Origin of the sequence: Pseudomonas entomophila (assembly GCF_023277925.1) — a bacterium.
GTDB classification, from domain to species: Bacteria; Pseudomonadota; Gammaproteobacteria; order Pseudomonadales; family Pseudomonadaceae; genus Aquipseudomonas; species Aquipseudomonas entomophila_D.
The window spans coordinates 4,550,476-4,577,053 of record NZ_CP063832.1 but is presented as its reverse complement, the minus strand read 5'-3'; the positions used below and the strand labels follow the sequence as shown (position 1 = coordinate 4,577,053).

The window sequence follows — 26,578 nt, the reverse complement described above, 5'->3', positions numbered from 1 at the left end:
ATCACCGCCTGTCGCGCAGGGAATACAGCCCTCTGTAGGAGCAACTTTAGCCGCGATGCAGGCCTTGCTGTGCATGGCACCCGCCATGCGGGTGATCGCGGCTGAAGCCGCTCCTACGGAGGAGGCACCCAGGTGGGTTCCAGGCGGGCATCAGCCCTTGCGGGTCGTTCGGCTCACTTGCCCATCCACCCCAACAGGCACCTCGCCGGCCAGGGTCACTCGGCGCACGATGCGCGGCTGGGTGCCGTAGTCATCCACCGCGTAGTGCTGCGTGGCGCGGTTGTCCCAGATCGCCACGTCACCTGCCTGCCAGCGCCAGCGCACGGTGTTTTCCAGACGTGTCACATGGCCCTGCAGCAGCGCGAACAGGTGCTGCGAATCGGCCAGCGAGTAACCCTTGATGCGCTTGACGAAGTGCCCCAACTGCAACACGCGCTCGCCGCTGATCGGGTGCACACGCACCACCGGGTGCTCGGTCTCGTACACCGTCGAGGTGAACACTTTGCGGTAGCGCTCGAGCTTGGCCGGGTCGACGTCCGGCTTGACGCTGGCATAGTCGTATTCGTTGCTGTGCACCGCCCACAACGAATCGGCCAGCGCCCGCAGCGGCTCTGGCAGTTCCTGGTAAGCGGCGGCGGTGTTGGCCCAGACCGTGTCGCCACCCGATGCCGGTGCGACCACGCTGCGCAGGATCGAGGCCTTGGGGTAGGCATCGACGAAGGTCACGTCGGTGTGCCAGGAGTTGGCCCGCTGGCCTTCGGCGCCATCGAGCTGGAGCAAGTAACGGGTGCCGTCGACCACCGGCACGGTGGGGTGGGCAATGGGCTCGCCGAGCAACTGGGCGAAGGCCTCCTGGCCTCGGTCGTCGAGATGATCCTGGGCGCGGAAGAAAATCACCTTGTGCTGTACCAGCGCGACCTGGATGGCCTCGATGGTGGCGGGGTCCAGATCGGCGGACAGCTTGATGCCTCGGATTTCAGCGCCGATGCGTCCGGCAACGGGCTGGATGTCGAGTTCGAGGGCTTGCGGCGCGGTGGCCAATGCGGCGTTGCTCATGGTCGTGCTCCTCACGGTTTCTTGTCGGGGGTTCGGGTTCAGCGGGCGGCCTGGGTGGCTTGGTCTTGTTGCAGGGCGGCGTCGAGGAAGCGCGGCTCGATCCAGTCGGCAACCTGGAAGCCACGGCGGATCAAGCGCTCCTTGGCGGCGAGGTCCACGCCCTGCTGCAGCAGGCCGACGAATTCGGCGTCCAGGCGAGGGTCGAAGTAACGGGCCAGGTTTTCCTGGGCCAGGTCATCGCGCAGGATTGCCCGTGGCCAGTTGGCCTGGGCAGACACCAGGTCCACGTAAGCATCGCGGTTGTGTTCGTTCTGCAGCCACTTCACCGCCTGCTGCTGGGCGGTGACCAGGCGCTGCACCAGGTCGGGGTGCTGGCGGATGAACTCGCCGGTGCCGATCAGCACCGCCTGAGTGCCACCGGCACCTTTGAGATCGCGGGAGTTGACCGGCAGCTCGACCAGGCCACGCTCACGCAGCGACAGCAGGTTGGACAGCCCCCAGGTGGCGTCGATCTGCCTGGCGGCCAGGGCGGCGTTGGCGGCGTTGAAGTCCAGGTTGATCACCTTCAGCTCACGCTCGGACAACCCCTGGCTAGCCAGGGCGCTGGCGAACGACAGCTGGTTGGCGGTGCCGCGGAACACCGCCACGCGCTTGCCCTTGAGGTCTTGCAGGCTGTGGATGCCCGACCCCGGCACCACACCCAGGTAACTCTTCACCCCACGCACTCCGGCGGACAGCACACGCGTATCGAGGCCGTTGGCCTTGCCGATAATCGCAGCCAGGTCACCCAGATAGGCGAAATCGGCCTGGCCATTGGCCAAGGCTTCGTTGACCACCGGCCCCGCGCCCTTGAAGAAATGCCAGTCGATGCGAATGCCGTCCTTGGCAAATTCCTGCTCAAGCAGTTGCTGGTCGCGCAGTACGTCGACCACGCCGCCAGCACTGGGCTTGCTGCCGGCGCTCAAGTCAGGGACAGCAATGCGGATGACTTCGGGCTGGGCGGCATGGGCAGCCATTGGCAAGGCACTGAGCAGGCCAGCCAGCAGAGGGGTGAGCAGGTGACGGATTCGGGCTTTCATGGCAATGCTCCTGGGCAGGCTGCCACCGGCGATGGCCGGCGCTTTGGCCAGAAGCTAGGCAGGTCTGGTTAGAACCTACAAAGATCAAAACTTCATTTTTTAGTAACCAGAAGACATAAATAAGGCGTCATGCGGGGTGCCGGGTGGCTTGCAGCGCATGCATGGAAAATATGAGGAAAACGCAATGGCTTAGGGCTTTCACCTGCGGCAGGCGCATGCTCTTATCTCTTGAATTTCGCTTGTGAGAATTTTTAATTCCATAAACGAATAAACAAGGAATGGTTTGAGAGGTGCCTCGATGAGCGAAATCGTGAGCGTAGGCCAGCACCGTCGATGGGGGCCGCTACGCGGCTCTTTCGCGGCTCAAGGCCGCTCCTGCGTACCGTGGGTTGTGCCGTTGGCGGTGGCGGCATTGTGGATGATCGCCAGCCGTGAACACTGGATGAGCGAGCAGATCCTACCCGCGCCGTCGATGGTCTGGCAGAGCGCGCTGGAGTACGGCTCCAGCGAGCTCTGGGGGCATCTGTGGATAAGTATGCAACGGCTGATCTGGGGACTATTGGCGGGGGTCGCCAGCGGGTTGCTGCTGGGTGCCTGGTTGGGCGCGTCGCAGCGTGCGCAAACGCTGGTGCTACCGACCTTCATCGCCCTGGCGCAGATCCCGACCCTGGCCTGGATCCCACTGTTCATGCTGTTCTTCGGCATCGGCGAGCTGCTCAAGCTGGTGGTGCTGGTCAAGGCCGTGGTGGTGCCGGTCACCCTGCACACCCTGGTCGGCGTGCGCGATGCCCAGCCCAAACTGCGCGAAGCAGCCGCCACCCTGCGCCTGCCCGCCCACCTGGTGTTCCTGCGCCTGCTGCTGCCGGCCGCCCTGCCGGCATGCCTCGCGGGGGTTCGCCTGGCCCTGGCGACCGCCTGGACCTCCTTGCTGGCGGTGGAGCTGCTGGCCTCCAGCGAAGGCATCGGTTACCTGATGGTCTGGGGGCGCCAGCTGTTCATGCTCGACCTGGTGTTCCTGTGCATCCTGGTGATCGGCCTGGTCGGTGCCTTGATGGATCGCGGCTTCTCGCGGCTGGAACGCCGCCTGCTGTTCTGGCCACAGCCGGCCATGGGCCAACAGGCGCGCGGCACCGCCACGAACAGCGGGCAGAGCCTGTTGCTGCCTACGGCAGTGCTGGTGGTGTGGCAGGCGGCCAACAGCTTCGGCTGGGTCGATGCGCACATCCTCAGCTCGCCACTGGAAGTGCTGCGCAGCCTGTACACCGGGCTGATGGACGGTTCGCTGCCCGAGGCTTTGCGCCTGAGCCTGCAGCGCACCCTCGCCGGGTTGCTGATCGGCGGCGGTGCGGGCTTCGCCCTGGGCTTGCTGCTGGGCCTGTCGCCCACCGCCGAGCGCCTGCTCGGCCCCAGCCTGTCGGCGTTGCGTCAAGTGGCGCTGTTCGCCTGGGTACCACTGCTCACCGCCTGGTTCGGCCTGGGTGAAAGCGCCAAGCTAGTGTTCGTTGGGTTGGCGGCGTTCTTCCCGCTGCTGATCGCCACCCAGCGCGGCATTGCCAGCCTCTCGCCGCAACTCGGCGAGGCGGCGCAGGCCCTGCGCCTGGGCCTGCGCCACCGCCTGCGCCTGCTGGTGCTGCCTGGCGCCGCCTCGGCCATCTTCGCCGGCCTGCGCCTGGCGTTGATCTACGCCTGGCTCGGTACCATCGGCGCCGAGTACTTCATGCCCTCGGACGGCGGCATCGCCAGCCTGATGATCGGCGCCCAGCAATTGTTCCGCATGGACCAGGTGATGGCCGCCATGGTCCTGATCGGCCTGGTCGGCGCCCTGCTCGGCCACCTCGGCCAACGCCTCGAATCGCGCGCCACGCGCTGGAGATCCGCATGAACGCCTTCATAGCCCCGGCCCTGCACGCGGCCAACCAACCCGACGCCACCCCGCCGCTGGTCACCTTCGAGGGGGTCGGCAAGACCTTCAGCGTCGACGGCCAAGCCTTCGAGGCCATCCGCGACTTCAACCTGGCGATCGACGAGGGCGAGTTCATCGCCATCGTCGGTGCGTCGGGGTGCGGCAAGTCCACCCTGTTGCGCCTGCTGGTGGGGCTGGACAACGACTACAGCGGCAGCATCCGGGTCGACGGCAAGCCGGTCACCGGCATCGGTGGCGAGCGGGGCATCGTGTTCCAGGAGCACCGGCTGTTCCCCTGGCTGACCGTCGAGCAGAACATCGCCCTGGGCCTGGTCAACGAACACCTCACCCAAGGCGAGCGCGCCCGACGCGTGCATGAATACGTGCAACTGGTGGGGCTGACAGGTTTCGAGTCGGCCTACCCGCACCAGTTGTCCGGCGGCATGGCCCAGCGCGTGGCCATCGCCCGCGGCTTGGTGGCCAGCCCGCGGATCTTGTTGCTGGACGAGCCGTTCGGCGCACTGGACGCCTTGACCCGCCAGCAACTGCAGGACGAACTGCTGGCCATTCGCGAACGCTCGGGTATCACCACCCTGCTGGTGACCCATGATGCCGAGGAGGCCACCTACCTGGCCGACCGGGTGGTGGTGCTGGAGCCACGCCCCGGGCGCATCAAGTCCGTGGTGCCGATCGACCTGCCGCATCCACGCCGGCGTACCGGCGTGGCGTTGCACGCGCTGCGGGAGAAGGTCCTGCATCAGATCACCGGTGGCCAGCCCTACATCAAGCCTGCGCCCTTGCGCGTGGAGGGGTTGCGTGCGGAGCTCATCGCGCTGTAGCGATCAGCGCCACTGCGCAGCCGGGAAGAATCGCTTGCCCCTGCCCTGTAGGAGCGGCTTCAGCCGCGATGCGGGCATCACGGTGCCTGGCATCCGCTTCGCGGATGATCGCGGCTGCAGCCGCGCCTACCTGAGGGCGTGGCAGGTCATTTAGTCAAAGCAAGCCACAGGGAAAAACAGCCGCATATCAAGGCAATGGACGCCATCGGCATTGATGGGTATGATGCGGCCCGTTGCACTCGTAGCTCAGCTGGATAGAGTACTGCCCTCCGAAGGCAGGGGTCGTGGGTTCGAATCCCGCCGAGTGCGCCATTTTCAAAAACCTCGGAATGCTTCCGGGGTTTTTTCGTTTCAGGGCACCGGTAGCGTGAAAGCCAACTGCGGGACCACTGTGGCGCTGCTTGTCTGCCTTGGCCTGCATGGCTGCGCGACCTTGCCCTTGCCGCAGCAGCGCAGCCAACAGGCAGACGCGCTGGCCAGCACCGTGAACTTGATGCGCGAGCAGGTACGCACCGATACCTTCCTGCTGGCCAGTTACGTGCGCATCGAGCGCCCGGACCTGCCGCTGACGGTATACATCGAAGGCGACGGCTTGGCCTTCCGCAGCCGCTCGCAGCCCTCGGACGACCCCACGCCGCTCAACCCAGTGGGGCTGGCGTTGGCGGCCGCGGACTCGTCCGCCAATGTGCTCTACCTCGCCCGCCCCTGCCAATTCGCCCGAATGGCCGACAACCCGCGCTGCGCCGTGACGTACTGGACCGGCAGGCGGTTCGCCGAAGACGTGGTGCAGGCCATGGACCAGGCGGTCGATCACTATGCCCGGCAAGTGCCCGGGCAACCGCTGCACCTGATCGGCTACTCCGGCGGTGGCGCCATCGCCGCGCTGCTGGCGGCGCGCCGGGTGGACATCGCCAGCCTGCGCACCGTGGCGGGCAATCTCGATGTCGCCGAGTTCAACCGGTTGCACAGGACCACCCCCATGCCCGAGTCTCTCAACCCGATCGACCAGGCTGCCAGGCTGCGCGCGCTGCCACAGATTCACTTCCATGGCAGCGCCGACCGCGTCGTGCCTGGCGTGATCGCCGAACGATTCGCCCAGGCTGTGGCCGGCGACTGCACGCAAGTACGCGGGGTTCCCGGGATGGGCCATGGGGGTGACTGGGCGGCGCGCTGGCCAGGCCTGCTCGCCGAACCGGCGCGCTGCGGGCGCGAACACTAACTGGCGAAATTGTGCATGAATGCACGGTGTTAGCTCTCCCAAGCAGGCCTGCATTGGTGTTAGCGTGGGCCTCTTCCCGTTTGCGTAAACGGGCACCACCCACCCTTGCAAAGGAATGCGCACACCCATGCCATTTTCCAAGCTTTCCGCCGCTTCCGTGATGCTGGCCAGCCTGGCGATGTTGTCGATCCCGGCCCACGCCAACCTCTCCCAGCAACAGTCCGCCGCCATCGTCAAGGCCTACGACGGCAGCAACCCCGCCGACTTCAAGCAGTTCCTCGGCAAACTGGCCGGCAGCGACCTGGCCAAGGCCGACAAGCTCGCTGACACCCTCAAGCTGTACCTGGCCGGCAAACCGCTGAGCAGCGAACAGCAAGACGAGATCAACCGCCTGCTGGGCCTGTACACCCGGATCAAGTACGGCGAGGCCGCCAAGCAGACCCTGCGCGAACTAGTGGAGATCCCGACGGTGCGCAAAGAGGGCGTGCCGCAACACGAGAACCCGGAATTCCTCAAGATCGCCGACAAGATCAAGGCCCTGGCCGAGGGCTTCGGCCTGCAGTTCCGTAACGTCGACAACCGTGTCTACGAGATCTCCCTCGGCGAAGGCAAGGAAGTGATCGGTATCCACGCCCACGCCGACGTGGTACCGGTGACCCCGGAAAACTGGAAGCTCAAGGACGGCACCAAACTCGATCCGTTCAAGGTCACCCTGGTGGGCGACCGCATGTACGGCCGTGGCACCGAGGACGACAAGAACGGCATCGTCGTCGCGCTCTATGCGTTGAAAGTGGCCAAGGACGAGAAGCTGCCGCTGGCGCGCCAGTTCAAGCTGCTGGTGGACACCACCGAGGAAACCACCGGCGACGCCATCCCCTACTACTTCGAACGCAACGCCACCCCCGACTACAACCTGGCACTGGACGGCGGCTACCCAGTGGTGATCGCCGAGAAAGGCTACGGCACGGTCATGGCCACCTTCGCCAAGCGCGCTGGTACCGGTAATGGCGCCGAGGTGGTGAAACTGACCGGCGGCCTGGCCACCAACCAGATCCCGGGCAGCTCGGTGGCGACGCTGATCAGCGACAAGCCAGCCGACGTGGCCAAGGCCCTGGAAAAAGCCGGCGCCGAGTACGTCAAGCAACATGGCGGCGACTTCAGCATCGACGCCAAGGCCGACGGCAAGCAGGTGCTGCTGACCGTGACCGGTGTGTCGGCCCACTCCTCCGAGCCTGAGTCCGGGGTCAACCCGGTGGCGCGCATGCTCGACTTCCTCAACGGCGTGCAGAAGCAGGTGCCGCTCAAGCACAACCACATCACCGACGCTGCCCGCTACGCCGCCGACAACTGGGGCCTGGACTACCTGGGCAACAAGCTCGGTGTGGGCTTCAAGGACAGTTTCATGGGCCCGCTGACCACCTCGCTGACCTTCGTCGGCCTGGATGACAAGGCGCTTAAGCTGGCGGTAAACCTGCGCATTCCCAAGGGCAAGTCGCTCGAGACGCTCAAGGCCGAGCTCTCCGACAAGCTCGGCGAGTGGGCGCGTACCAGCCACACCTCGGTGGCCTTCGACTACACCCTCGACGAGCCGATGTACCGCAACCCCGAAGGCGAGTGGGTCAAGGCACTGCTGGCCGTGGCCAGCGAGAACCTGGGCATGAAGCATGAGTTCGGCACCTCCGCCGGCGCCACCTCGGTGCACGACCTGCCCAACGGCGTGCAGTTCGGCCTGGCCATGCCTGATGTGAAGTACACCGGCCACAACGACAACGAGTTCAAGACCGTGGAGCAGTTCATGCTCGACCTGCAGATCGTCAGCGAGATGGTGGCGCGGATCGGGCAGATGCCAAAACTCTGAGGCACGCGTGTAAAGACGGGAGGCGCCTGCGGGCGCCTTTCTCGTTTGCGTGTGGATTTTCTGGCGCCACTGTTTCGCCACCCATGAAATGTTTGGTAACCTTCGCGCCGGCCACCCGTTCGGGTGACACGTTATGCGAACAGGGACGCGTTCGACGAACGCTACAAAAGGAATTGCGATGGCGATGGTCTATTGCCGCGGCTGTGCCAGACAGCTGCACGAAACGGCACCCACTTGCCCACAATGCGGCGCTCCACAGCACGCAATCTCCCCCACGAACCCGGTCAGCGGCGAATCGCCGTGGATGGGCATCGTCTCCCTGATTCTCGGCATCCTCTGTGTACTGACGCTGTTCGATGACGCTGACTGGGACGGTGAAACCCTCCTTGGGATGGTCATGCTTTCAATGGCGGGCCTGGTCCTGGGCATCGTCAGCATCAGTCAGAAGAAGCCCGGTAACGGCATGGCCATCGCCGGCGTGGTCATGGCAGTCATTTCACTGCTGTGCTTCATCGGCCTATCTGCTAGCTAATTAAAACGTGAGGGAAAACAAATGAGCATGGTGTTCTGCCGCGGCTGCGCCAAACAGATCCATCAATCGGCCCTGAGCTGCCCGGGCTGCGGCGCACCCCAGGCCGCCACTGCCGGCAACGGCACAATCGCGGGTACCACTGCCGTGAGCAGTGGCAATGCCTACATCGAAGTGATGAAGAAGTACGCCGTATTCAAGGGCCGCGCGCGCCGCAAGGAATACTGGATGTTCGTGCTGTTCAACCTGTTGATCACGATCGCGATCGGTATCGTCGACAATGCTATCGGCACCAAGCCGCTGCTGGGCCTGGTGTACAACCTGGCGATCATGATCCCGAGCATCGCCGTTGCCGTACGTCGTGTGCACGACAATGACCACAGCGGCTGGTGGTTGCTGGTGCCTATCGTCGGCTTGGTGTTCCTGATCAAGGACGGCACCCCAGGCAACAACCGCTTCGGCCCGAGCCCCAAGGGCCTGGTGTAGGCGCAGCCTGCGCGGGAATCGAAAGACGGCCTTCGGGCTAATGCCAGTCAGTTAAGCCTCTGAACAAGCGGCCTCTTCCTCAAACCGATGACGAGGCTAACGAAAAAACGGCGCTTTCCCAGTGAGGGGAAGCGCCGTTTTCTCTTAACTGACTGGCATTAGCCTTCGGGCCGCCTTTTTTCATGCTGCCCGTGCATGACGTTTTTCAATCGCCTCCATGCCGTTTCCTGCATTGCCGTGCAGAGCGCCGTGCCGGATGCTTTATTTACTCCGACACATTGCCGTCCCACCCACTGAGGCCCGTATGAAGAACGTCGAACAGATTCTGAAAAACAAGTCGCAACCTCAGGCCGTCTATACCATCGCCCCTGATGATTCGGTGCTCGATGCCTTGAAACTGCTGGCGGAGAAAAACATCGGCGCCCTGCCGGTGGTGGAGAACGACCAGGTGGTCGGGATCGTCAGTGAGCGTGACTATGCTCGCAAGCTGGTGCTCAAGGGCCGTTCTTCACCTTTCACCACCGTACGCGAGATCATGAGTTCGCCGGTGGTCACCGTGGAGCCCAAGCAGAACCTCGAGTACTGCATGAACCTGATGACCAACCGCCACCTGCGTCACCTGCCGGTGGTGGACAATGGCCAACTGCTCGGGCTGCTGTCGATCGGCGACCTGGTGAAAGAGACCATCGCCGAGCAGGCCAACCTCATCCTCCAGCTGGAGCAGTACATTCGCGGTGAATAACCCTCAGTGGTAGGCGCGCTCCAGCTCGTCCAGCTGATGATCGAAGCTGCGCAGCCGCGCCGACCAGGTGTACACCAGCACTTCCAGGTCACGGTTGAGCACTGCGGTGTTGCCACCGTCGCGTATTGGCGCATCGCACAGGTCCAGCTGATAGCGCTCGCGGGCCATGGCCGTGGCCACGCTGGACAGGTCGCGGGCATTGGCCAGCCAGTGATGATGGTGATCATGCACTTCCCGGTCGAGCTCCCGGCACTGGCGCTTGAGGGCATCCAGGCTTTGCTCCAGGGGTGTGCCCTTGAGCTCGCCCATGACCTCTTCGAACGTCCGCCCGGAGTGCCAGTAGCTACCCCAGAAATAACGGTCGAACACCGTCTCAACCCGGCGCAGGGCGACCTTGGTGTTCCAGATGGTCAGCAGCGTTCGCCCCTGCGCCACTTCGCGGCGGTTCAGGTGCAACTGCTGCCAGGCGATCCATGCCAGCCCGCACAATGCCACCCCCGCGGTCACGGCGGCGGCGGCATACAGAAACTGCACGGCCTGGTTCATCTGCTGGGTGTGCCGGATACCATAGAAGTAGCCGGCGGTCAGGGTGCCCAGGATCGTCACGGAGCACCAGAAACCTGGTGCATAGGGATCTTTCATCGCGCCATCCCCTGTTGTTTTTCCTGAGCATAGCAACGGCCCGATCACCCATCAGGTGCCGCTCGGCGCTTTATTGTCGGGGGCGACGCAAGGCTTCGTTGAGTTGGTCGAACAGCTCCGCCCAATCGGCATCTTCATTGATGCTGTCCCTCAGGAACCCCCGCTGGGCATCGTTCCAGAAGGGCGCGTCGACCAACTTCACGTCCCCCTTGAGGGGGGAATGGCTAGTGATGAACTGGTCAATACCGACAGGATCATCGGCTAACCCTAGCTGTTTGAACAGTTCGGAAAACTTGTGGATCGGCGCTTCCATGGTTCACTCCTCTGGCCGGGCCGGTCGTCCACGACGCCAGCCCGGTGTGGTTTGCGAGCATCAGCTCAATTCGCGCACTTCGGCGCGCGGCACCAGTTTCAAGTATTGCTCCATGCTCATGTGGATCAGGTGATCGTGGTCACCCGCCTCAAGATAGACATCACCCTGGCGGGTGAGTGTGCGGTCGAGCAGCATCGGGATGTTGTAGGCATCGCCGAGCGCCGGGATCGCGCCACGCTCGCAATCGCCGAACAGGCTGGGCAGCGCGCTCTCGCGGGTCAGCTGCCAGGCGCCGGTCATGCGCACCTCGGTCATGTCCAGGTGCCGGTTGGCCGGCAGCACGGCCATGATGTAGTTGCCATGGCGATCGTCGAGCATCACCGACTTGGCGACCCGCTCTGCGGGTACGCCGGCCGTGCGCGCCGACTCCAGGCTGGTGGCCGAATGTGGATGGGGAACGATGTCGTAGTCGCAGTTGGCCTGGTCCAGGCGCTGCTGAAGGGTCTTGGCCATTCGCATGATGCACCTCCGGTTTAGCCCCCACCCTCAAGTTTAGGCCGTGGTCGGTCGGGCACGACTAAACTTCAGGAACAGGTCCGCACGAGGTGACGACAGGTGATCGCTCACGGCTGGCGCGTGTTGTTGCTGTCACTGTTGCTTGGCCTCGCTCCGGGCGGCCAGGCCGCGCCAGGCGGCGATGCCTGGCTGCTGAGCGTCGACGATGCCATCGGCCCGGCCAGCGCCGACTATCTGCTGCGCGGCCTTGAACAAGCACAGGCGCAGGGTGCGCAACTGGTGGTGGTCCGCCTGGACACCCCCGGTGGACTGGACAGCGCCATGCGCCAGATCATCAAGGCCATCCTCGCCAGCCCCGTGCCGGTGGTCACCTTCGTCGCTCCCGGCGGCGCCCGGGCAGCCAGCGCCGGCACCTACATCCTCTATGCCAGCCATGTGGCGGCGATGGCGCCTGGTACCACCCTGGGCGCGGCGACGCCGGTGCAGATCGGCGCGCCTGGCATGGGCGACAAACCTCCCGCCAACAACGAAGACGACACCCTCGCTCGCAAGCAGGTCAACGATGCCGCCGCCTATATCCGAGGCTTGGCTGAGTTGCGCGGGCGCAACGCCGACTGGGCGGAAAAAGCGGTGCGCGAGGCCGTGAGTCTCTCGGCCAGCGAAGCCCTGCGCCTGAAGGTGATCGACCTGGTCGCCAGCGACCTGCCGGAACTGCTGCGCCAGCTCGATGGCCGCACCGTCCAGGTCGCTGGCCTGCCCGTGCAACTGCGCACCGCCGACGCCGCCGTGGTGGAACACCTGCCCGACTGGCGCACTCGCCTGCTGGCGGTGATCACCAACCCCAGCGTGGCGCTGATCCTGATCATGATCGGGGTGTACGGCCTATTGTTCGAATTCATGAACCCCGGCACCGGCGCGGGAGGCGTGGTCGGCGGCATCAGTCTGTTGCTGGCGTTGTATGCCCTGCAACTGTTACCCGTCAGCCATGCCGGCGTGGCGCTGATCCTGCTGGGGATCGCTTTCATGATTGCCGAAGCGTTCCTGCCCAGCTTCGGCGTGATCGGTTTCGGCGGCATTGTCGCCTTCGTGGTTGGCGCACTGATCCTGATGGACACCAATGCTCCAGGCTTTGGTATCCCCCTGGCGTTGATCATCAGCCTTGCCATGGTCTCGGCGCTGCTGCTCGGCGGCGTGCTGGGCATGGCGCTCAGAGCGCGGCGGCGGGCGCTGGTCAGCGGCGACGCCGGGCTGGTGGGCAGCCTGGTCACCGTGACCGTGGTACACCAGGACAACCCGTTCCTCGGCTCGGTACAGGCCCAGGGCGAACAGTGGCAGGCGCAGTGCGCGACCCCCTTGCAACCCGGCCAGCACGTCAGGGTCTTGGCCCGTAACGGCCTGACGCTCGAAGTCAGCGCCACCGCGCCCACGGCGCTAGGAGAATGAAGATGTTCATGCAGTTCGGTTTCGGCACCCTGCTGGTGCTGCTGGCCCTGTTGCTGCTGTCGGCCTTGCGTATCCTGCGCGAGTACGAACGCGGGGTGGTGTTCCAGCTCGGGCGCTTCTGGCAGGTCAAGGGGCCGGGGCTGATCATCCTGATCCCGGGTATCCAGCAAATGGTGCGGGTCGACTTGCGCACGGTGGTGCTCGACGTGCCGCCCCAGGACGTGATCACCCGCGACAACGTTTCGGTGAAGGTTAACGCCGTGGTGTACTTCCGCGTGCTCGACCCGCAGAAGGCGATCATCCAGGTCGAGGACTTTCTCAGCGCCACCAGCCAGCTGGCCCAAACCACCCTGCGCGCGGTGCTGGGCAAGCACGAGCTTGACGAACTGCTGGCCGAACGTGAGCAGCTCAACGCCGACATCCGCGCCGTGCTCGACGCGCAGACCGACGCCTGGGGCATCAAGGTGGCCAATGTCGAGATCAAGCACGTCGACCTCAATGAGTCGATGGTCCGCGCCATCGCCCGCCAGGCCGAGGCCGAGCGCGAACGGCGGGCCAAGGTGATCCACGCCGAAGGCGAGCTGCAGGCGTCGGAGAAACTGATGCAGGCGGCGCAGATGCTGGGCAAGGAGCCTGGGGCGATGCAGTTGCGCTATATGCAGACGCTGGGGGCGATTGCCGGGGACAAGAGCTCGACCATCGTCTTCCCCTTGCCGGTGGACCTGCTCAAGGGGCTGATGGACAAACAGCGTTGAGGCCACACGATCCCCTGTAGGAGCCAGCGTGCTGGCGAACAGGGCCATTCGCCAGCACGTTGGCTCCTACAGGATGAACGGTATGAAGTTCAGATCGGCGCCCGACGCAGGGTCGCAAGGAATGTCGCGGCACCGATGAACAGCCCGGCGAAGGTGCGGTTCAGGCGCTTCTGCTGTTTAGGGGTGCGCAACAGGCGCAGCACCCGCGACGCCAGCCCGGTGTAGCCCGCCATCACCAGCATGTCGACGCTGATCATGGTCACGGTGATCGCCACGTACTGCGGCAGCAGCGCTTCATGCGGGTTGATGAACTGCGGCAGCACCGCGAGCATGAATACCAGCGCCTTCGGGTTGCTGACGTTGACCAGGAAGCCCCGGAACACCAAGCTCAACGGCTTACCAATCGGGCGCACGCCGGACTCGTCGCTCATGTCCATCGGCAAGGCTTTCCATTGCTTGTAGGCAAGGTAGACCAGGTAGACGACACCGAACCACTTGATGATCTGGAAGGCGGTTGCCGAAGCGGCGAGGATGGCGCCAACGCCAGCGGCAATGATGGCGATCTGCACGATCAGGCCCAGTTGCAGGCCCAAGGCATTCCAGTAGCCGCGCCAGAAGCCATACTGTAGCCCGCTGGACATCGAGGCGATGGCCCCGGCACCCGGCGACAGGCTGATCACCCAGCACGCGGCAAAGAACGCCAACCACGTTTCCATCGACATCGCACACCTCGCTCGAACATTTATTGCAAAACGTTAAGCTACGGTGCTGGCGAAAAAATAACCAGTGGTTTTTACACCGTCTACAGGCACTGCGCTGTACCTGTAGGAGCCGGCTTTGCCGGCGAACCGGCCAGTGCGGATGACATCAGGCTTCAATCTGCCTCGATGGCTGGGTCTTTGACAGGCATCGGCACTTCAGCCCCCCGCCAACGCCGCACCGCCTTCTGGAAGAACTGGCTGTTCGGCACCTGCACCAGCGCCCCACCCGCCTCAGGCGTTTCCATCAGCGTGGTGTAAAGCAGGTTGATGGCGATCACCCGGCCTTTGACTCCCGGCTTGTCGAGGGTATCGACCAGCTCGACCACATCACCGATGCGAAACGGCCCCACGGTGAAGATCAGCACCGCGCACAGCAGGTTCGACAGCACGCTCCAGATGGCGAAGAAGGCCACCGCCGCCACCGCGACGAAACCGGAGAGCGCCGTCCACAGTACCGTGGCCGATACCCCCATCCGTTCCAGCACGAACAACAGCGCGCTGCCCATGATCAGCCAGCGCAAGGCGCCGCGCACTGGCACCATCAACTCGTGGGGCAGCGGATAACGCTCGCCCAGGCTTCTCAGCCCTCGGGCGACCATACGCTGCAGGATGAACGCGGCAATCAGGATCAGCAGGATCTGCAGCCCCAGCCAGAACGTGTCCATCCATTGCCCTGGCAGCAGCGAACGCAGTTCCTCCATCAGCTCAGCGCCTCGAGCTCAGCCTGCATGCTTTCCAGCGTTTCCAGAGCTTCCATCCAGGCCTCTTCAAGCTCGCCTTCGCGCTGCTTGAACTTGGTTTGGCGGGCCAGCAGGTCGCGCAGTTCGTCCTTGCGCGAGGCCTCGTACAAGCCACTGTCGCCCAAGGCTGCTTCGATCTCGGCCAGTTCCTTGTGGACCTGGTTGAGCTCGGTTTCCAGCTTGTCGGCCGCCTTCTTGTGCGGCGCCAACTGCTGGCGCAAGGCCGCGGCGGCCTGGCGCTGGGCTTTCTTGTCAGTCTTGTCCGGGTTGACTGGCGTACTGCTGGCCGGCGCGTTGCGCTGACGGTACTCGACCAGCCAGCGGCTGTAATCGTCCAGGTCGCCGTCGTAGGTGTCGACCTTGCCGTCGGCCACCAGCAGGAAGTCGTTGGTGGTGCTTTTGAGCAGGTGACGGTCGTGGGATACCACCACCACGGCGCCGGCGAACTCTTGCAGGGCCATGGTGAGCGCCAGGCGCATCTCCAGGTCCAGGTGGTTGGTCGGTTCGTCGAGCAGCAGCAGGTTCGGCCGTTCCCAGGCGATCAGCGCCAGGGCCAGGCGCGCCTTCTCGCCACCGGAGAAATTGACCACCGGCTCGTCGACGCGGTTGCCGTGGAAGTCGAAGCCACCGAGGAAGTCGCGCAGGGTCTGCTCGCGCTCGCCGGGGGCGATGCGCTGCAAGTGCAGCAACGGGCTGGCCTTGTCGTCCAGCGAGTCGAGCTGGTGCTGGGCGAAGTAGCCAACAGCGAGGTTCTCACCCCGCACCAGGCGGCCGGACAACGGCTGCAGCTCACCGGCGAGGTTCTTGATCAGGGTCGACTTGCCCGCGCCGTTGGGGCCAAGCAGGCCGATGCGCGCGCCCGGCGCCAGCTGCAGCTTGACCTTCTCGAGGATGGCTTTGTCGCCATAGCCCAGGCGGCCTTCGGACAGGTCGAGCAAGGGGCTGGAAATTTTCTCCGACTCGCGGAAGACGAAGTCGAACGGCGAGTCGACGTGGGCCGCCGACAGCTCCTCCATGCGTTCTAGGGCCTTGATCCGGCTCTGCGCCTGGCGGGCCTTGGTGGCCTGGGCCTTGAAGCGGGCGATGTACTTTTCCATGTGCGCGCGCTGCGCTTGCTGCTTCTCGTAGGCTTGCTGCTGTTGCGCCAGGCGTTCGGCGCGGGTGCGCTCGAAGGCGCTGTAACCGCCCTTGTAGAGATTGAGCTTGCGCTGCTCGACATGCAGCACATGGTCGACCACGGCATCGAGGAAATCGCGGTCGTGGGAGATCAGCAGCAGCGTGCCCGGGTAGCCCTTGAGCCAGTCCTCGAGCCAGAGGATGGCGTCGAGGTCCAGGTGGTTGGTGGGCTCGTCGAGCAGCAGCAGGTCGGACGGGCACATCAGCGCCTGGGCCAGGTTCAGGCGCATCCGCCAGCCACCGGAGAAGTCGCCGACGCGGCGGTCCATCTGCTCGTTGGTGAACCCAAGGCCGGCCAGCAGCTTGCGCGCGCGCGCGTCGGCGGTATAGCCGTCGGCACTGTCCAGCTCACTGTGCAGGCGCGCCAGGGCGGTGCCGTCGTGGGCCTGCTCGGCGGCGGCCAGGTCGGCCTGGACCTTGCGCAGGCGGGCATCGCCATCGAGCACATAGTCCACGGCGATGCGGTCGAGGGTGTCGACCTCCTGGCGCATGTGGGCGATGCGCCAGTCGCCTGGCAGCAGGCAGTCGCCGGCATCGGGCGACAGCTCACCACGCAGCAGCGCGAACAGGCTGGATTTACCGGCGCCGTTGGCACCGATCAGGCCGGCCTTGTGACCGGTGTGCAGGGTCATCTCGGCGCCTTCTAGCAGGCGCTGTGGACCACGCTGTAAAGTGAGGTTCGATAGTCTGATCATGATGGTCGCGGAGTCTACCAGCTTCCCCGACCACTGGCGCGAGTGAAACCATGCACACCGACCTGTGGAACCATGCCATGGCCCTGTACGCACGGCCAGGTGTCGAAGGCGCCTGCCTGGCCCTCCAGGCGTTGGGCGGCGATGTTTGCCTGCTGCTCTGCGGCACTTGGCTGCTGGCACGCCAGGTAGCTCCAAATGAACAACGGATACAGGCCCTTCAAGCATTAGCCAGCCCCTGGCAGCGGGACGTGGTCTCCCCGCTGCGCACACTGCGCCAGCAGTGGCGCGAGCAGGCGCTGGCCGACCCAAACTTGAGCGTGCTGCGTGAGCAGGTGAAGAACCTGGAGCTACAGGCTGAACGTACTCTGCTTGAGCGCCTGGACGCATTGGCCCGCGAGTGGCCCGCCGAACAGAATGAGACGGAAGATTGGCTGGCCCGGCTGGCACCGGACCAGGCCCGGGATCACGACGCGCTGCATACGCTGCGCGCCGTGGCCCGGAGGCTTCAGGAGGCCGAGGAAGGCGACTGAGCCGGGGTGCTGGCCGGGGCCGGTGCTGCTGGAGCCGCCACTGGGGCCGGGCTAGCGCTGGCAGCCGGAGTGGCTGGCTTGGCTGCTGGTTTTGCGGCGGCAGGCTTGGTTGGGGCCTTGACGGTGGCGGGTTTGGCGGCCGGCTTGGCCGCAGGTTTTGCTGCGGCGGTCTTGGCCGGGGCTTTGGCGGCCGCTGGTTTGGCGGCTGGCTTGGCTGCAGGTTTTGCTAAGGCAGTCTTGGCCGGGGCTTTGGCGGCGGCTGGCTTGGCTGCAGGTTTGGCTGCGGCAGTCTTGGCCGGAGCCTTGGCGGCGGCTGGTTTGGCTGCAGGTTTGGCTGCGGCAGTCTTGGCCGGAACCTTGGCGGCAGCCGGTTTGGCTGCAGGTTTGGCTGCGGCAGTCTTGGCCGGAGCCTTGGCGGCTGGTTTGGCTGCGGTAGTCTTGGCCGGGGCTTTGGCGGCGGCCGGTTTGGCCGCAGGTTTTGCAGCAGCCTTCGGTGTCTCGGTGCGCAAGTGCAGCGCCTTGGCCGCAGCTTCACGAACCTTACCCACGCCCTGGGCCAGTTTCAAACTTTCTTGAGCGTCACGCTTGAGCTGCTGGATATAGGTGCGGGTCTGCGCCTGGCGGTCCTTGAGTGCGTCGAGCAGTGCTTCAAGTTCACCGGCAGCCTTCTGCGCCTTGCCTTGCGCCTTGGCTTTGCCAGCCTTGGCCGCGTCCTGCAACTTCAGGCGTGCGTTGTGCAGTTTCTCCTGCGCCTTGCCACGTTGTTTTTCCAACTTGGCCAACAGTTTCTCGGCATCCGCCAGTGCTTGGGAGCAGGCATCTTCCAAATGTTCGAGCAGGCTGCCCGAAAGTTGCTGGAGCAGGTGCAACGGCGTACTGACTGCTTTCTTTTTGGCCGACATGGATTACCTCCTGGCTGACGAGAGTGCGACTCATACTATGCTTCTGCTGCTACTGCCGCTAGGGCATGTTGACAGTATCAGTAGCGCCGCGTTGCATGCCTGGGCAAAGTTGTTGTCTTGCAGCTGGAAGTAAGTGTAGTTGCCCGTTAATAGCTTGCCGACAATTGCGCATCTTTCTTCGGCAACGCTGGCATACTTCGCGCTCTTTGCAGCAGGAGTCGACCATGCCTCGTTACCTGATTCTTGGCCTGTGCCTGGTGGCCCCACTGGCGCTGGCCAACCCCGAGTCGCCACCCGACAGCGACCTGGCCTACAGCCTGGGTGCCAGCCTGGGCGAGCGCCTGCGCCAGGAGGTGCCTGGCCTGCAGCTCGATGCCCTGGTCGAAGGCCTGCGCCAGGCCTATCAGGGCCAGCCGCCACGGATCGCCAAGTCACAGATGGAGGCGATCCTGCAAAAGCATGAAGAGCAGGCCAATGCCGCCGCCGAACAGGTGCGCGTGGACACCCTGCTGAGCGCGGAAAAGCGCTTCATGGCCGCCGAGCGCGCACGCGCCGGTGTGCATGAACTGCCCGAAGGCATCCTCTACAGCGAACTGGCCAGCGGCAACGGCGCACAGCCCAAGGCCACCGGCAGCGTGCAAGTACGTTATGTGGGGAAACTGCCGGACGGCTCGGTGTTCGACCAGAGCCAGCAACCGCAATGGTTCAAGCTGGACTCGGTGATCGAAGGCTGGCAGGTGGCGCTGCCCAGGATGAAGGCGGGGTCGAAATGGCGGCTGGTGATACCGTCGGCGCAGGCTTATGGCGCCGACGGCGCGGGCGACCTGATCGCGCCCTACACCCCGCTGGTGTTCGAGATCGAACTGCTGGCGGTAGCCGACTGAGTCAGGCCTGCACCGCGTCCTCTTCCTTGTGCGCGGTGTGCAGCACTTCGATCAGGCAGTCTTCCAGCTCGAAGCGTTCGCGCAACAGGCCGCCCAACTTGCCCAGCTTGTCCGCAAAGCGCTCGGGGTCGGTGCACGCGCCCTTCTCGCAATGGTCGTTGAAGGCCAGCGCGATCTGGGTGCTGTCATCGATACGGGGATTGATCTGCGTGGCCAGCTCCAGGGCCTTGGTATCGCCAAAGGCCTTGGCTTCGCTGACCAGCTGCTCGCTGACTTCGAAGTGCCAGGCCGAGACATAATCGACCAGGAGTGCGCAGAAATCGCGGTTCTTGTCCTTATCGGCAAAGGCCGGCTTGGCATCGCGCAATGTGCGGAAGGCTTGCACCAGCTCCTGGCGCTCCTCCAGCCAACGATCGATCAGCTTGTGAACACCGCCCCAGCGTTCCTGGGCGTTCTGGCAACTATCGAGCATGGCGATCTCTTCCCTTCTGGATAGATGCCGCTGCACCTCGCGACACAACACCGTGGCACAAAGGTGACATCAGCAGGACGGCATCGAACAGGTGTGTTTTGGGTATGCGTGCTGCGAGATTATTCCCGCGCGACCTGGCCTTCAAGGTACGCAGTGGACAAAGTTCATACAAGCGTTTAATCCCGTTCCTACCTGCCACTGGTCGAGCAATCCCTGCAGCATTGCTCTGGATCAAGCCATCACACGTTTGCGGAATCGATACGCCACCAGCCAGGACAAGGGCATCGCGGCTAGCAGCAAAAACGCCAGAAGGCTCCATTCGGGCAAGGTCAGGTCGAGAAAACTCCAGCTGATGGAGACGCAATCCGGGCTGCCCAGCAGGAACATCCGCAAGATCTCGCCCATGGGGCGCTGCAAGATTTGATCTACCGGCAGAGGGCAGCCGTCGGCCAGCAGGAGGTCACCTTGCAGCCAGACATGCCGGCCGGCCAGCAACGCGCCACCGAGTGCGCCGGCAAGCGCCAGCCACGCATAACCCCGCCGCCCATGCTCAGTGGGCGAATGCACGAGCGCAACCAGGCACACCAGGGCGTATGCCCCCAGCATCAGGCGCTGGCTGAAACACAGCGCGCAGGGCACCAGACCGACGACCGATTCCAGTTGAAACGACGCCACCAGCACAGCCATCGAGGCCAGCAGGGCGGGAAGGAAAAAGCTGCGCAAGCAGGCCAGCGACATGGGCGATGAATGTCCGCGAAGTTGGGAGAAGTGATTGGAAACGGTAGAGGAAAGAGGCGCTTTGTATCAAGGCGCTACGACGCGGACAAGTCGCTGATTGGCAGGGAAACGCTTCTAATGCAAGTAGGAGCATTCCTATGGAGCAAGGGGAATTTTCGACGCGACGCTGTAAGGCAGGCTCCAACCCGCGCTGGAGCCTGTGGATAAGTATTTCGCTATTGCTGCGTCGCGCCTTTCCAGCCCCCACCCAGGGCCAGGAATACGCCAATCTGCCCCATCGCCACCTGGCTGTTCGCCGCCGCCAGTTGTGCCCGCACATCGGTGTAGGTACGGGTTGCCTGCAAGTCGGCGAGGAACGACTCACGCCCTACCTGGTAACGCAGGTGCGTCTGGTCCGCCGATTCCTTGGCCGAACGCTCGGCGTCGGCCAGGGCATCGCGGCGGTCGAGCAAGGCGCTGTACTGGGCCAGGCGGGTCTGGGTTTCGCGAATGGCGTTGAGCACCACGCCATCGAAGTGCGCCAACGCCGCCTGGGTGGAGGCCTCTGCCTCGCGAATACGCGCGCGGGTGCCATTGGTGGGGATGTTCCAGCTGATCTGTGGCCCGAAGCCCCAACGGTTGGTCGAGGGCTCGCCGAGGTTCTTCAGCAGGCCGATGGTACCCACCTGCGCGCCGATGCTGATGTCCGGGTACAGGGCGCCCGTGGCCACGCCGATGTAGGCGGTCGCCGCCGCCAGCTGGCGCTCGGCCTGGCGCACGTCGGGGCGGCGCTTGAGCAGCGCGGCACCGTCACCCACCGGGATCAGTTGCGCCAGCTGCGGCAGCTCGGTGCAATCGGCGGTGCCCGCAGGCAGTTGCTCGACGGGTTTGGCCAGCAATGCGGCCAATGTGTACAGGCCAGCCTCACGCTCGGCCTTGAAACGCGGCAACTCGGCACGCAGCGACTTGAACTGCGTTTGCGAACGGGTGACCTGGGTCTCGTCGCCGCGGCCGGCGTCACGCAGGCGCCGGGTCAGCTGCACGCTCTGCTCCTGCAGGTCCAGCGACTCGCGGGCGATGTGGTATTCCTCGTTGGCCGAGCACACTTGGGTGTAGGCCCTGACTACATCGGCCACCAGGGTGATGCGCGCGGTGTCGGCAGCCGCCTGCACCGCATCAGCGTTGGCCTTGGCGGCCTCGGTACCGCGCTTGAAGGTGCCCCACAAATCGAACTGGTAGCTGGCGCTGATGATCGCCTCGCCGATGTTGGCCACCGGCACTTTCTCCGGTAGCAGGAAGGCCTCGCCGGACTCCTGCAGGCGCTGGGCGCCCGCCTTGATACCGCCATTGAAGCCGCCCTGGGACTCGGCCACTTCGACCTGGGCACGGGCCTTGGCGATGTTGGCGGCGGCCACGCGCAACTCGGTGTTGGCGCTCAACGCCTGACGCACCAGCGCGTCCAGGCGCGGATCTTGATACAGCTGCCACCAGTCCTCGGCCACCGGTGCCGACACCACGCTGTCGGCGTCCTGGCGCAGCGGGCCGTTGAGGTCGGCGCGCTGCACGGCCGCGTCCTTGGGCACCTGGTAGTTCGGGCCGACCATCATGCAGGCACCCAAGGACAGGCTGAGCCCCACCAAGATCAGGTGTTTCATGGGCGCTTGTCCTCGATGATCGACACCGTGGCGGTGCGCCCGGCAATCATGCGGAAGTCTTCCGGCACCTCGTCGAACGCAATCCGCACCGGGATCCGCTGGGCCAGGCGCACCCAGCTGAACGCCGGGTTGACGTTGGGCAGCAGGTTGGCACCGCTGCTGCGGTCGCGGTCCTCGATGCCGGCGGCCAGGCTCTGCACGCGGCCGCGCAGCCGGGTGTTGTCGCCCATCACGCGGATCTCAACGGCATCGCCAATGTGGATGCCACCCAGCTTGGTTTCTTCGAAGTAGCCGTCAACATGGTAGGAAGCGCTGTCGACCACCGACAGCACCGGGTGGCCGGCGCTGACGAACTCGTGCGCACGCGGGGCGCGGTCATTGAGGTAGCCGTCCACCGGGCTGCGCACCACCGAGCGGTCGAGGTTGAGCTGGGCGACGTCCACCTGTACCTGGGCTTCATTGACCGCCGAGCGCGCACGGGCCTCGCGGGACTGGCTCTCTTCCAGTTGCTCGGCCGCCACCAGGTTGCCCAGCTTGCGATTGCGCAGGGCCTCGCGCGAGGCCTGGGCCAGGGTCTCCTGGCGCTCGGCAAGGGTCGCCCTGGCCTGGCGCAGAGCCAGGGTGAAGCGGTCCTGGTCGATGGTGAACAGCACGTCGCCGCGCTTGACGGTCTGGTTGTCGCGCACCTCGACCTTCTGGATCAACCCCGATACATCGGGGGCGATCTGGATCACGTCGGCGCGGATATGCCCGTCGCGGGTCCACGGCGCGAACATGTAGTACACCACCATCTGCCACACGAGCACGGCGGCGAAGGTCACTACCAGCAAGGTCAGGACCACGCGGCCCAGGGTCAGCAAAGGTTTTTTCATGGCAGCATCAGGCTTCGGCAAAAATGGTCCACCGCGCCAAGCAGCACGGCATACAGGGCAACGTTGAACAACGCCCGGTGCCAGACCAGGCGGTAGAAATGCAGGCGTACCAGCACGGCGTGCACGCCCAGGTACAACAGGTAGGTGCCAAACATCATCACCAGCAGCGTGGGCAGGAACACCCCGCTGATATCCAGTTCACCGATCACAGGGGCGCTCCATCGAGGCCGGGGGGCAATTGCGTTTGTTCGGCGGGCTCGAGCATCACCTCGACCCCTGGCAGCAGTGCCAGGCGCAGGCCGGCCAGGGCGTGCAGCAGGTGAGTGCGGGCATCGCCGCGTTCGTACAGTTCGTCCAGGTTCAGCGCCAGGCGCGCGCGCTCCATGTTGCGCAGCAGCGCCGCCGGGGCGTGCAGCCGCTGGTTGGCGCGCAGGCAGGCGGCGTAGTGGCCGCCGACTTCCTCGACCACGGTGCGCAGGCGCTCGCGGGCCTGGCTGCCGGCACGGGGCATGTAGGCCAGCAGGTCGAGCAGGTTCAGGCCCACACGCAGGTCGCGCAGGGCCACGCCGCTGTCCTGCCCCGTCTGCGACAGGCGCGGCAGGTGCTGCATCAGGCGGTCGAGCATTTGCACGCCCACCTGGCGGTGTTCGGCCAGCGTGGCCGGCTCGGTCATCTCGACGATGTCGCGCCAGGCGAAGCGGGTCATGCGCTTGGCCGCCAGCTCCACACCGAACGGACGTACGACCAGGGTCCAGATAAAGGCGAACAGCAGGCCCACCGGGCCGGCCAGGTTGGCGTTGATGAAGGTGAAGAAGTCAGCGTCGTAGGCGCCCTGGATGCTGATGAAGGTCGAGGTGTTGACGATGGTCAGCAAGGTGCCCAGGTAGAATCGCGGCTGCACGGTCAGGGTGCCGACGCAGATGAACGGCACGGCGAAGGCCAGCACCAGCATGGCGAAGTCGTGCAGGTTGGGCAGCACCAGGAACAGGTACAGGCTGGAGAAGATCACCGACATCAGCGTCCAGAAGAAGAACCGGTAGATCTGCGGCGCCGGGTCGTCCATCGCGGCGAAGAAGCTGCACGACACGGCAGCGAGGATCACCGCGCTGGCGCCGTCGTTCCAACCCAGGCCGATCCACAAGCCGCAGGCGACGACGATGGCGGTGACCGTGGAGAACACCGAGTAGAGCATCAGGCCACGGTCGAAGAACGGCGTCAGGCGGCCCAGGCGCCAGTGGCGATACACCGCGCGCCAGGGCTTGGCGTCATCCGTGCGCAAGGCATGCTGCAGGGTGCAGCAGTCCTGCCAAAGGTCGGCCCATTCGGTCAGCCGGTAGAGGGCGTTGGACAGCAGCAACTCGGCGCGCTGGTCGATGGCCGCGGCACCAGGTTGCAGGCGGTCGATCTGCTCATGCAGGGCGGTCCAACGCGCCACCGAGGCACTCTCGGCAGTGCCCTTGAGCCATTCGCGGGTGCTGTCCAACACCGGTTGCAGCTGGGCGAACTGGGCGGGAGCTCGGCCTTCGAGGGCAACCAGGGCATCGTCGAGCGCATCGATCACCGGCAACAGGTGGATCATGCGGCCGCGCAGCTCGCGGGCATTTTTCAAGGTGTGCGGGCCGGCGCCTTCGTGGCCGAGCTGGCCAATCATCATCTCCAGCGAGTTGAAGGTGGCGACCATCGCGCCGCGCATGCCGCCGAGCTTGTCGGCGCTGGCCTCGCGGGCGAGGTAGGTGTCGCTGTAACGGATCGCTTCGTTGAACCAGCTGCCGGTGGCACCGACCACCACGGGCGCCAGGCGCCTGGGCCAGAAGACCGCGCCGACCACCGCCGCGCAAACGATCCCCAGGCAGATCTCCTGGGCACGGGAAGAGGCCACATCGAACACCGCCAGCGGGTTGTCGACCACGGCCAGGGCGATCATCGGCAGGGTATAGCCGGCCAGCATCAGCACGTAGTTATTGGCCGTGCGCAGGTTCAGCGAGAGGAACAGCAGGGTGCCAGTCCACAGGGCGATGGCGATGCTCAGCAGCAGAGGCGACTGCACCAGCGGTGGCACCAGGAAGATCGCCCCACCGGTGCCTAGCAGCGTACCAAGGGCACGATACAGTGCCTTGGACGTGGTCGGGCCGAGGAATGGGCTGGAGACGATATACACCGTGGCCATTGCCCAGTACGGGCGCGGCAGCTGCATAAGCAGGGCGATGTACAGGGCGATCATCGAGGCGGCGAAGGTGCGCACGCCATAGAACCAGTCGCGGGCCGGGGGCACCGAGCTGAAGAAGCCGCTCATGGCAGCGCGCCCGCCGTTTCGAAGGCCTGGATCACCCGCAGGGTGGCTTCCAGGTCGGCCTGGTCGAGGCCGTGCAGCACTTCGCGGCGCAGGCGCACCAGTTCACCTTCGATGGACTCGGCCAGGGCGCGGCCTTCGGTGGTGAGGCTCAGGGCCTTGGCGCGGCGGTCCAGCGGGTCCTCGCTGCGGCACACCAGGCCCGCCTTGCACAACTGGTCGAGCAAGCGCACCAGCGATGGGCTTTCCAACCCGGCTGCCTGGGCCACCGCCACCTGGTGCACGCCGTCGCCCAGGCGCACGATCATCAGCAACGGCACGGCGCAGGCTTCGGAAATGCCATAGCCGGTCAGCGCACCCTGGCACAGGCGACGCCAATGCCGGGCGGCCACGACCATGCCGCTGCTGATTTTCAGGTGCAGTGCGTCAAGGGACATAAGGGAGACCGAGGATATTCATAGTTTGCTAACTATCAATATACGCCCTGCCCTCCCCCTGTCGTCAACCGGAGGCGATGGCAGGTTTGGATGAAAGGTTGTTCATGAGCCTTGCAGGAGCGGCTTCAGCCGCGATGCAGGCAATGCGGTGTCTGGTACCCGCTTCGCGGGTGATCGCGGCTGAAACCGCTCCTACAGAGGACTCTCCAGATCAATGGTTTATGTTCGTATTCAGGGCTGGATCTGATCTTCCAGCTTCATGGTCAATGCCAGGTTGCTGCCCAGCTTGATCGCCTGGTCCCGCCACCCCAGGTAGCGCGCCGCGTCACGGCTGCTGAAATGCACCGCCAACTCTTCAGCCGCCTGCATCACCCCGGTCGCCGCCGCCAGCTCGAGCCAGTACAGCGCGGCCTTGGTGTCTGGCTCCACATACAACCCATGCAGCAACCGATAACCCACCTCGAATCGACAACGCGTCTCACCCTGCCGGGCCCCACGCAGGAACCACTGGTAGGCTGCGCAGGGGTCGACCTGCCATTCCTGGCCGCCATCACAGACCTCTTCCTCGTACAGGTCGCCCAGCGCTGCGGCGGCCAGGGGCATGCCGCGCTCGAAGGCATGCCGGTAATACTCGGCGGCGTTGGCATAGGAGATATCCACACCCTTGCCGAAGTAGTGCTGCTGCCCGAGGTTGAACCAGGCCGCGGCATTGCCCTGCAACGCCGCCATGCGCAGCAGGTGCCCCGCCAGCAGCGTATCGCCGCGCCAGTACTTGCCGTTGAGCCAGATCCAGCCCAGGTCGTTGAGCACCGCCACGTTGCCCAGCAGTGCCTGGCGACACAGGTCGGCATAGATCGCCTGCATGTCGACCGCTTCATCCAGGCGGTCGACCAGGCCGAAGCGCTCGCCCGCCAATGCCTGCTGGCTCGGCATGCCGATCCCGGCGAACAGCCGGTGGCGCTGCCCCGGGCGCGCCGGCGCCGGGACGATCCGCTCGGGTAGAAGCCGCGCGAGCAGCGAATGGATATTGCTGGCAGCAGACATGTTCATCCTCATTGAACGACCCA

At 64.9% G+C, this 26,578-nt stretch carries 28 protein-coding genes and 1 tRNA gene; 12 read left to right on the top strand and 17 right to left on the bottom strand.

Annotated features, from left to right (window positions below; translation table 11 throughout):
• Window positions 1-150: 150 nt before the first annotated feature.
• Entirely contained in the window at window positions 151-1,056 is a 906-nt protein-coding gene (locus IM733_RS20295) for a TauD/TfdA dioxygenase family protein (RefSeq protein ID WP_248918211.1), read from the bottom strand.
• A gap of 38 nt (window positions 1,057-1,094) precedes the next feature.
• The gene (locus IM733_RS20290; RefSeq protein ID WP_248918210.1) at window positions 1,095-2,135 is read right to left on the bottom strand and encodes an ABC transporter substrate-binding protein; all 1,041 of its coding nucleotides are present in this window, start codon (window positions 2,133-2,135) and stop codon (window positions 1,095-1,097) included.
• A 298-nt stretch (window positions 2,136-2,433) separates the two neighbouring features.
• Here IM733_RS20290 and IM733_RS20285 point away from each other — a divergent pair, with 298 nt between their 5' ends.
• From IM733_RS20285 to IM733_RS20250, 8 genes are all read left to right on the top strand, one after another.
• Complete coding sequence (locus tag IM733_RS20285) at window positions 2,434-4,017, top strand: ABC transporter permease (protein WP_248918209.1); 1,584 nt, start codon at window positions 2,434-2,436, stop codon at window positions 4,015-4,017.
• A complete protein-coding gene (locus tag IM733_RS20280) occupies window positions 4,014-4,877 on the top strand; it encodes an ABC transporter ATP-binding protein (RefSeq protein WP_248918208.1) in 864 nt (287 codons plus the stop codon). The genes IM733_RS20285 and IM733_RS20280 overlap by 4 nt, the downstream gene beginning before the upstream one ends.
• Window positions 4,878-5,112: 235 nt before the next feature.
• A tRNA-Arg gene (locus tag IM733_RS20275) sits at window positions 5,113-5,189 on the top strand.
• Between the two features lie 55 nt (window positions 5,190-5,244).
• The gene (locus IM733_RS20270) at window positions 5,245-6,096 is read left to right on the top strand and encodes an alpha/beta hydrolase (protein ID WP_248918207.1); all 852 of its coding nucleotides are present in this window, start codon (window positions 5,245-5,247) and stop codon (window positions 6,094-6,096) included.
• Between the two features lie 127 nt (window positions 6,097-6,223).
• Window positions 6,224-7,954 carry a dipeptidase gene (locus tag IM733_RS20265; protein WP_248918206.1) on the top strand — a complete coding sequence of 577 codons (1,731 nt, stop codon included), beginning with the start codon at window positions 6,224-6,226 and terminating at the stop codon, window positions 7,952-7,954.
• A 178-nt stretch (window positions 7,955-8,132) separates the two neighbouring features.
• Window positions 8,133-8,486, top strand: coding sequence for a DUF4190 domain-containing protein (locus IM733_RS20260; protein ID WP_213659106.1), 354 nt, complete (start codon window positions 8,133-8,135; stop codon window positions 8,484-8,486).
• A gap of 27 nt (window positions 8,487-8,513) precedes the next feature.
• Window positions 8,514-8,969: a DUF805 domain-containing protein gene (locus tag IM733_RS20255; protein WP_248921206.1), complete on the top strand. Its 456-nt coding sequence runs from the start codon at window positions 8,514-8,516 to the stop codon at window positions 8,967-8,969.
• A gap of 304 nt (window positions 8,970-9,273) precedes the next feature.
• Window positions 9,274-9,711, top strand: a complete 438-nt coding sequence (locus IM733_RS20250) for a CBS domain-containing protein (RefSeq protein ID WP_248918205.1) — start codon at window positions 9,274-9,276, stop codon at window positions 9,709-9,711.
• Between the two features lie 3 nt (window positions 9,712-9,714).
• Here IM733_RS20250 and IM733_RS20245 read toward each other — a convergent pair whose 3' ends face one another.
• From IM733_RS20245 to IM733_RS20235, 3 genes are all read right to left on the bottom strand, one after another.
• Window positions 9,715-10,353 (bottom strand): NADH:ubiquinone oxidoreductase subunit N, encoded by a 639-nt coding sequence (locus IM733_RS20245; protein WP_248918204.1) that lies wholly within the window; start codon window positions 10,351-10,353, stop codon window positions 9,715-9,717.
• A gap of 70 nt (window positions 10,354-10,423) precedes the next feature.
• Entirely contained in the window at window positions 10,424-10,666 is a 243-nt protein-coding gene (locus IM733_RS20240; RefSeq protein ID WP_248918203.1) for a DUF2789 domain-containing protein, read from the bottom strand.
• Between the two features lie 60 nt (window positions 10,667-10,726).
• Complete coding sequence (locus IM733_RS20235) at window positions 10,727-11,185, bottom strand: aminoacyl-tRNA deacylase (protein WP_248918202.1); 459 nt, start codon at window positions 11,183-11,185, stop codon at window positions 10,727-10,729.
• A gap of 96 nt (window positions 11,186-11,281) precedes the next feature.
• Here IM733_RS20235 and IM733_RS20230 point away from each other — a divergent pair, with 96 nt between their 5' ends.
• Both IM733_RS20230 and IM733_RS20225 read left to right on the top strand, forming a co-directional pair.
• Entirely contained in the window at window positions 11,282-12,625 is a 1,344-nt protein-coding gene (locus tag IM733_RS20230; protein ID WP_248918201.1) for an NfeD family protein, read from the top strand.
• A gap of 2 nt (window positions 12,626-12,627) precedes the next feature.
• Window positions 12,628-13,380 (top strand): slipin family protein, encoded by a 753-nt coding sequence (locus IM733_RS20225; RefSeq protein WP_248918200.1) that lies wholly within the window; start codon window positions 12,628-12,630, stop codon window positions 13,378-13,380.
• A gap of 89 nt (window positions 13,381-13,469) precedes the next feature.
• On the opposite strand, the gene IM733_RS20220 is transcribed toward IM733_RS20225, so the two are convergent.
• The 3 genes from IM733_RS20220 to IM733_RS20210 form a co-directional block, all read right to left on the bottom strand.
• Entirely contained in the window at window positions 13,470-14,102 is a 633-nt protein-coding gene (locus IM733_RS20220; RefSeq protein ID WP_011531600.1) for a LysE family transporter, read from the bottom strand.
• A 152-nt stretch (window positions 14,103-14,254) separates the two neighbouring features.
• Window positions 14,255-14,842 carry a mechanosensitive ion channel family protein gene (locus tag IM733_RS20215; RefSeq protein WP_248918199.1) on the bottom strand — a complete coding sequence of 196 codons (588 nt, stop codon included), beginning with the start codon at window positions 14,840-14,842 and terminating at the stop codon, window positions 14,255-14,257.
• On the bottom strand, window positions 14,842-16,752 hold the full coding sequence (locus tag IM733_RS20210; RefSeq protein ID WP_248918198.1) for an ATP-binding cassette domain-containing protein: 1,911 nt from the start codon (window positions 16,750-16,752) through the stop codon (window positions 14,842-14,844). The genes IM733_RS20215 and IM733_RS20210 overlap by 1 nt, the downstream gene beginning before the upstream one ends.
• 50 nt (window positions 16,753-16,802) lie before the next feature.
• On the opposite strand from IM733_RS20210, the gene IM733_RS20205 reads away from it, so the two are divergent.
• Complete coding sequence (locus tag IM733_RS20205; RefSeq protein WP_248918197.1) at window positions 16,803-17,282, top strand: TIGR02444 family protein; 480 nt, start codon at window positions 16,803-16,805, stop codon at window positions 17,280-17,282.
• Here IM733_RS20205 and IM733_RS20200 read toward each other — a convergent pair.
• Window positions 17,258-18,184 carry an AlgP family protein gene (locus tag IM733_RS20200; RefSeq protein WP_248918196.1) on the bottom strand — a complete coding sequence of 309 codons (927 nt, stop codon included), beginning with the start codon at window positions 18,182-18,184 and terminating at the stop codon, window positions 17,258-17,260. The two genes, IM733_RS20205 and IM733_RS20200, sit on opposite strands and share 25 nt — an antisense overlap.
• 224 nt (window positions 18,185-18,408) lie before the next feature.
• Between IM733_RS20200 and IM733_RS20195 the strand changes: the two genes are divergently transcribed.
• A complete protein-coding gene (locus IM733_RS20195; RefSeq protein WP_248918195.1) occupies window positions 18,409-19,068 on the top strand; it encodes an FKBP-type peptidyl-prolyl cis-trans isomerase in 660 nt (219 codons plus the stop codon).
• 1 nt (window position 19,069) lies between these two features.
• On the opposite strand, the gene rsd is transcribed toward IM733_RS20195, so the two are convergent.
• The 8 genes from rsd to IM733_RS20155 form a co-directional block, all read right to left on the bottom strand.
• On the bottom strand, window positions 19,070-19,540 hold the full coding sequence (gene rsd, locus IM733_RS20190; protein ID WP_248918194.1) for a sigma D regulator: 471 nt from the start codon (window positions 19,538-19,540) through the stop codon (window positions 19,070-19,072).
• Window positions 19,541-19,771: 231 nt separating this feature from the next.
• Window positions 19,772-20,278 (bottom strand): disulfide bond formation protein B, encoded by a 507-nt coding sequence (locus IM733_RS20185; RefSeq protein ID WP_248918193.1) that lies wholly within the window; start codon window positions 20,276-20,278, stop codon window positions 19,772-19,774.
• Window positions 20,279-20,493: 215 nt separating this feature from the next.
• The gene (locus IM733_RS20180; protein WP_248918192.1) at window positions 20,494-21,912 is read right to left on the bottom strand and encodes an efflux transporter outer membrane subunit; all 1,419 of its coding nucleotides are present in this window, start codon (window positions 21,910-21,912) and stop codon (window positions 20,494-20,496) included.
• Window positions 21,909-22,784, bottom strand: a complete 876-nt coding sequence (locus IM733_RS20175) for an efflux RND transporter periplasmic adaptor subunit (RefSeq protein WP_248918191.1) — start codon at window positions 22,782-22,784, stop codon at window positions 21,909-21,911. Before IM733_RS20175 ends, IM733_RS20180 begins: the two co-directional genes overlap by 4 nt.
• Entirely contained in the window at window positions 22,781-22,993 is a 213-nt protein-coding gene (locus IM733_RS20170; protein WP_011531590.1) for a DUF1656 domain-containing protein, read from the bottom strand. The genes IM733_RS20175 and IM733_RS20170 overlap by 4 nt, the downstream gene beginning before the upstream one ends.
• Window positions 22,990-25,077: an FUSC family protein gene (locus IM733_RS20165; RefSeq protein ID WP_248918190.1), complete on the bottom strand. Its 2,088-nt coding sequence runs from the start codon at window positions 25,075-25,077 to the stop codon at window positions 22,990-22,992. Before IM733_RS20165 ends, IM733_RS20170 begins: the two co-directional genes overlap by 4 nt.
• Entirely contained in the window at window positions 25,074-25,511 is a 438-nt protein-coding gene (locus IM733_RS20160; RefSeq protein ID WP_248918189.1) for a MarR family winged helix-turn-helix transcriptional regulator, read from the bottom strand. The genes IM733_RS20165 and IM733_RS20160 overlap by 4 nt, the downstream gene beginning before the upstream one ends.
• A gap of 231 nt (window positions 25,512-25,742) precedes the next feature.
• Entirely contained in the window at window positions 25,743-26,555 is an 813-nt protein-coding gene (locus IM733_RS20155) for a tetratricopeptide repeat protein (RefSeq protein WP_248918188.1), read from the bottom strand.
• Window positions 26,556-26,578 lie beyond the last annotated feature (23 nt).

Coding starts and splice junctions, on each gene's coding strand:
- IM733_RS20295 (WP_248918211.1), bottom strand. CDS start 1,056: ATGAGCAACGCCGCATTGGCCACCGCGCCGCAAGCCCTCGAACTCGAC.
- IM733_RS20290 (WP_248918210.1), bottom strand. CDS start 2,135: ATGAAAGCCCGAATCCGTCACCTGCTCACCCCTCTGCTGGCTGGCCTG.
- IM733_RS20285 (WP_248918209.1), top strand. CDS start 2,434: ATGAGCGAAATCGTGAGCGTAGGCCAGCACCGTCGATGGGGGCCGCTA.
- IM733_RS20280 (WP_248918208.1), top strand. CDS start 4,014: ATGAACGCCTTCATAGCCCCGGCCCTGCACGCGGCCAACCAACCCGAC.
- IM733_RS20265 (WP_248918206.1), top strand. CDS start 6,224: ATGCCATTTTCCAAGCTTTCCGCCGCTTCCGTGATGCTGGCCAGCCTG.
- IM733_RS20260 (WP_213659106.1), top strand. CDS start 8,133: ATGGCGATGGTCTATTGCCGCGGCTGTGCCAGACAGCTGCACGAAACG.
- IM733_RS20255 (WP_248921206.1), top strand. CDS start 8,514: ATGGTGTTCTGCCGCGGCTGCGCCAAACAGATCCATCAATCGGCCCTG.
- IM733_RS20250 (WP_248918205.1), top strand. CDS start 9,274: ATGAAGAACGTCGAACAGATTCTGAAAAACAAGTCGCAACCTCAGGCC.
- IM733_RS20245 (WP_248918204.1), bottom strand. CDS start 10,353: ATGAAAGATCCCTATGCACCAGGTTTCTGGTGCTCCGTGACGATCCTG.
- IM733_RS20240 (WP_248918203.1), bottom strand. CDS start 10,666: ATGGAAGCGCCGATCCACAAGTTTTCCGAACTGTTCAAACAGCTAGGG.
- IM733_RS20235 (WP_248918202.1), bottom strand. CDS start 11,185: ATGCGAATGGCCAAGACCCTTCAGCAGCGCCTGGACCAGGCCAACTGC.
- IM733_RS20225 (WP_248918200.1), top strand. CDS start 12,628: ATGTTCATGCAGTTCGGTTTCGGCACCCTGCTGGTGCTGCTGGCCCTG.
- IM733_RS20220 (WP_011531600.1), bottom strand. CDS start 14,102: ATGTCGATGGAAACGTGGTTGGCGTTCTTTGCCGCGTGCTGGGTGATC.
- IM733_RS20215 (WP_248918199.1), bottom strand. CDS start 14,842: ATGGAGGAACTGCGTTCGCTGCTGCCAGGGCAATGGATGGACACGTTC.
- IM733_RS20210 (WP_248918198.1), bottom strand. CDS start 16,752: ATGATCAGACTATCGAACCTCACTTTACAGCGTGGTCCACAGCGCCTG.
- IM733_RS20205 (WP_248918197.1), top strand. CDS start 16,803: ATGCACACCGACCTGTGGAACCATGCCATGGCCCTGTACGCACGGCCA.
- IM733_RS20200 (WP_248918196.1), bottom strand. CDS start 18,184: ATGTCGGCCAAAAAGAAAGCAGTCAGTACGCCGTTGCACCTGCTCCAG.
- IM733_RS20195 (WP_248918195.1), top strand. CDS start 18,409: ATGCCTCGTTACCTGATTCTTGGCCTGTGCCTGGTGGCCCCACTGGCG.
- rsd (WP_248918194.1), bottom strand. CDS start 19,540: ATGCTCGATAGTTGCCAGAACGCCCAGGAACGCTGGGGCGGTGTTCAC.
- IM733_RS20185 (WP_248918193.1), bottom strand. CDS start 20,278: ATGTCGCTGGCCTGCTTGCGCAGCTTTTTCCTTCCCGCCCTGCTGGCC.
- IM733_RS20180 (WP_248918192.1), bottom strand. CDS start 21,912: ATGAAACACCTGATCTTGGTGGGGCTCAGCCTGTCCTTGGGTGCCTGC.
- IM733_RS20175 (WP_248918191.1), bottom strand. CDS start 22,784: ATGAAAAAACCTTTGCTGACCCTGGGCCGCGTGGTCCTGACCTTGCTG.
- IM733_RS20165 (WP_248918190.1), bottom strand. CDS start 25,077: ATGAGCGGCTTCTTCAGCTCGGTGCCCCCGGCCCGCGACTGGTTCTAT.
- IM733_RS20160 (WP_248918189.1), bottom strand. CDS start 25,511: ATGTCCCTTGACGCACTGCACCTGAAAATCAGCAGCGGCATGGTCGTG.
- IM733_RS20155 (WP_248918188.1), bottom strand. CDS start 26,555: ATGTCTGCTGCCAGCAATATCCATTCGCTGCTCGCGCGGCTTCTACCC.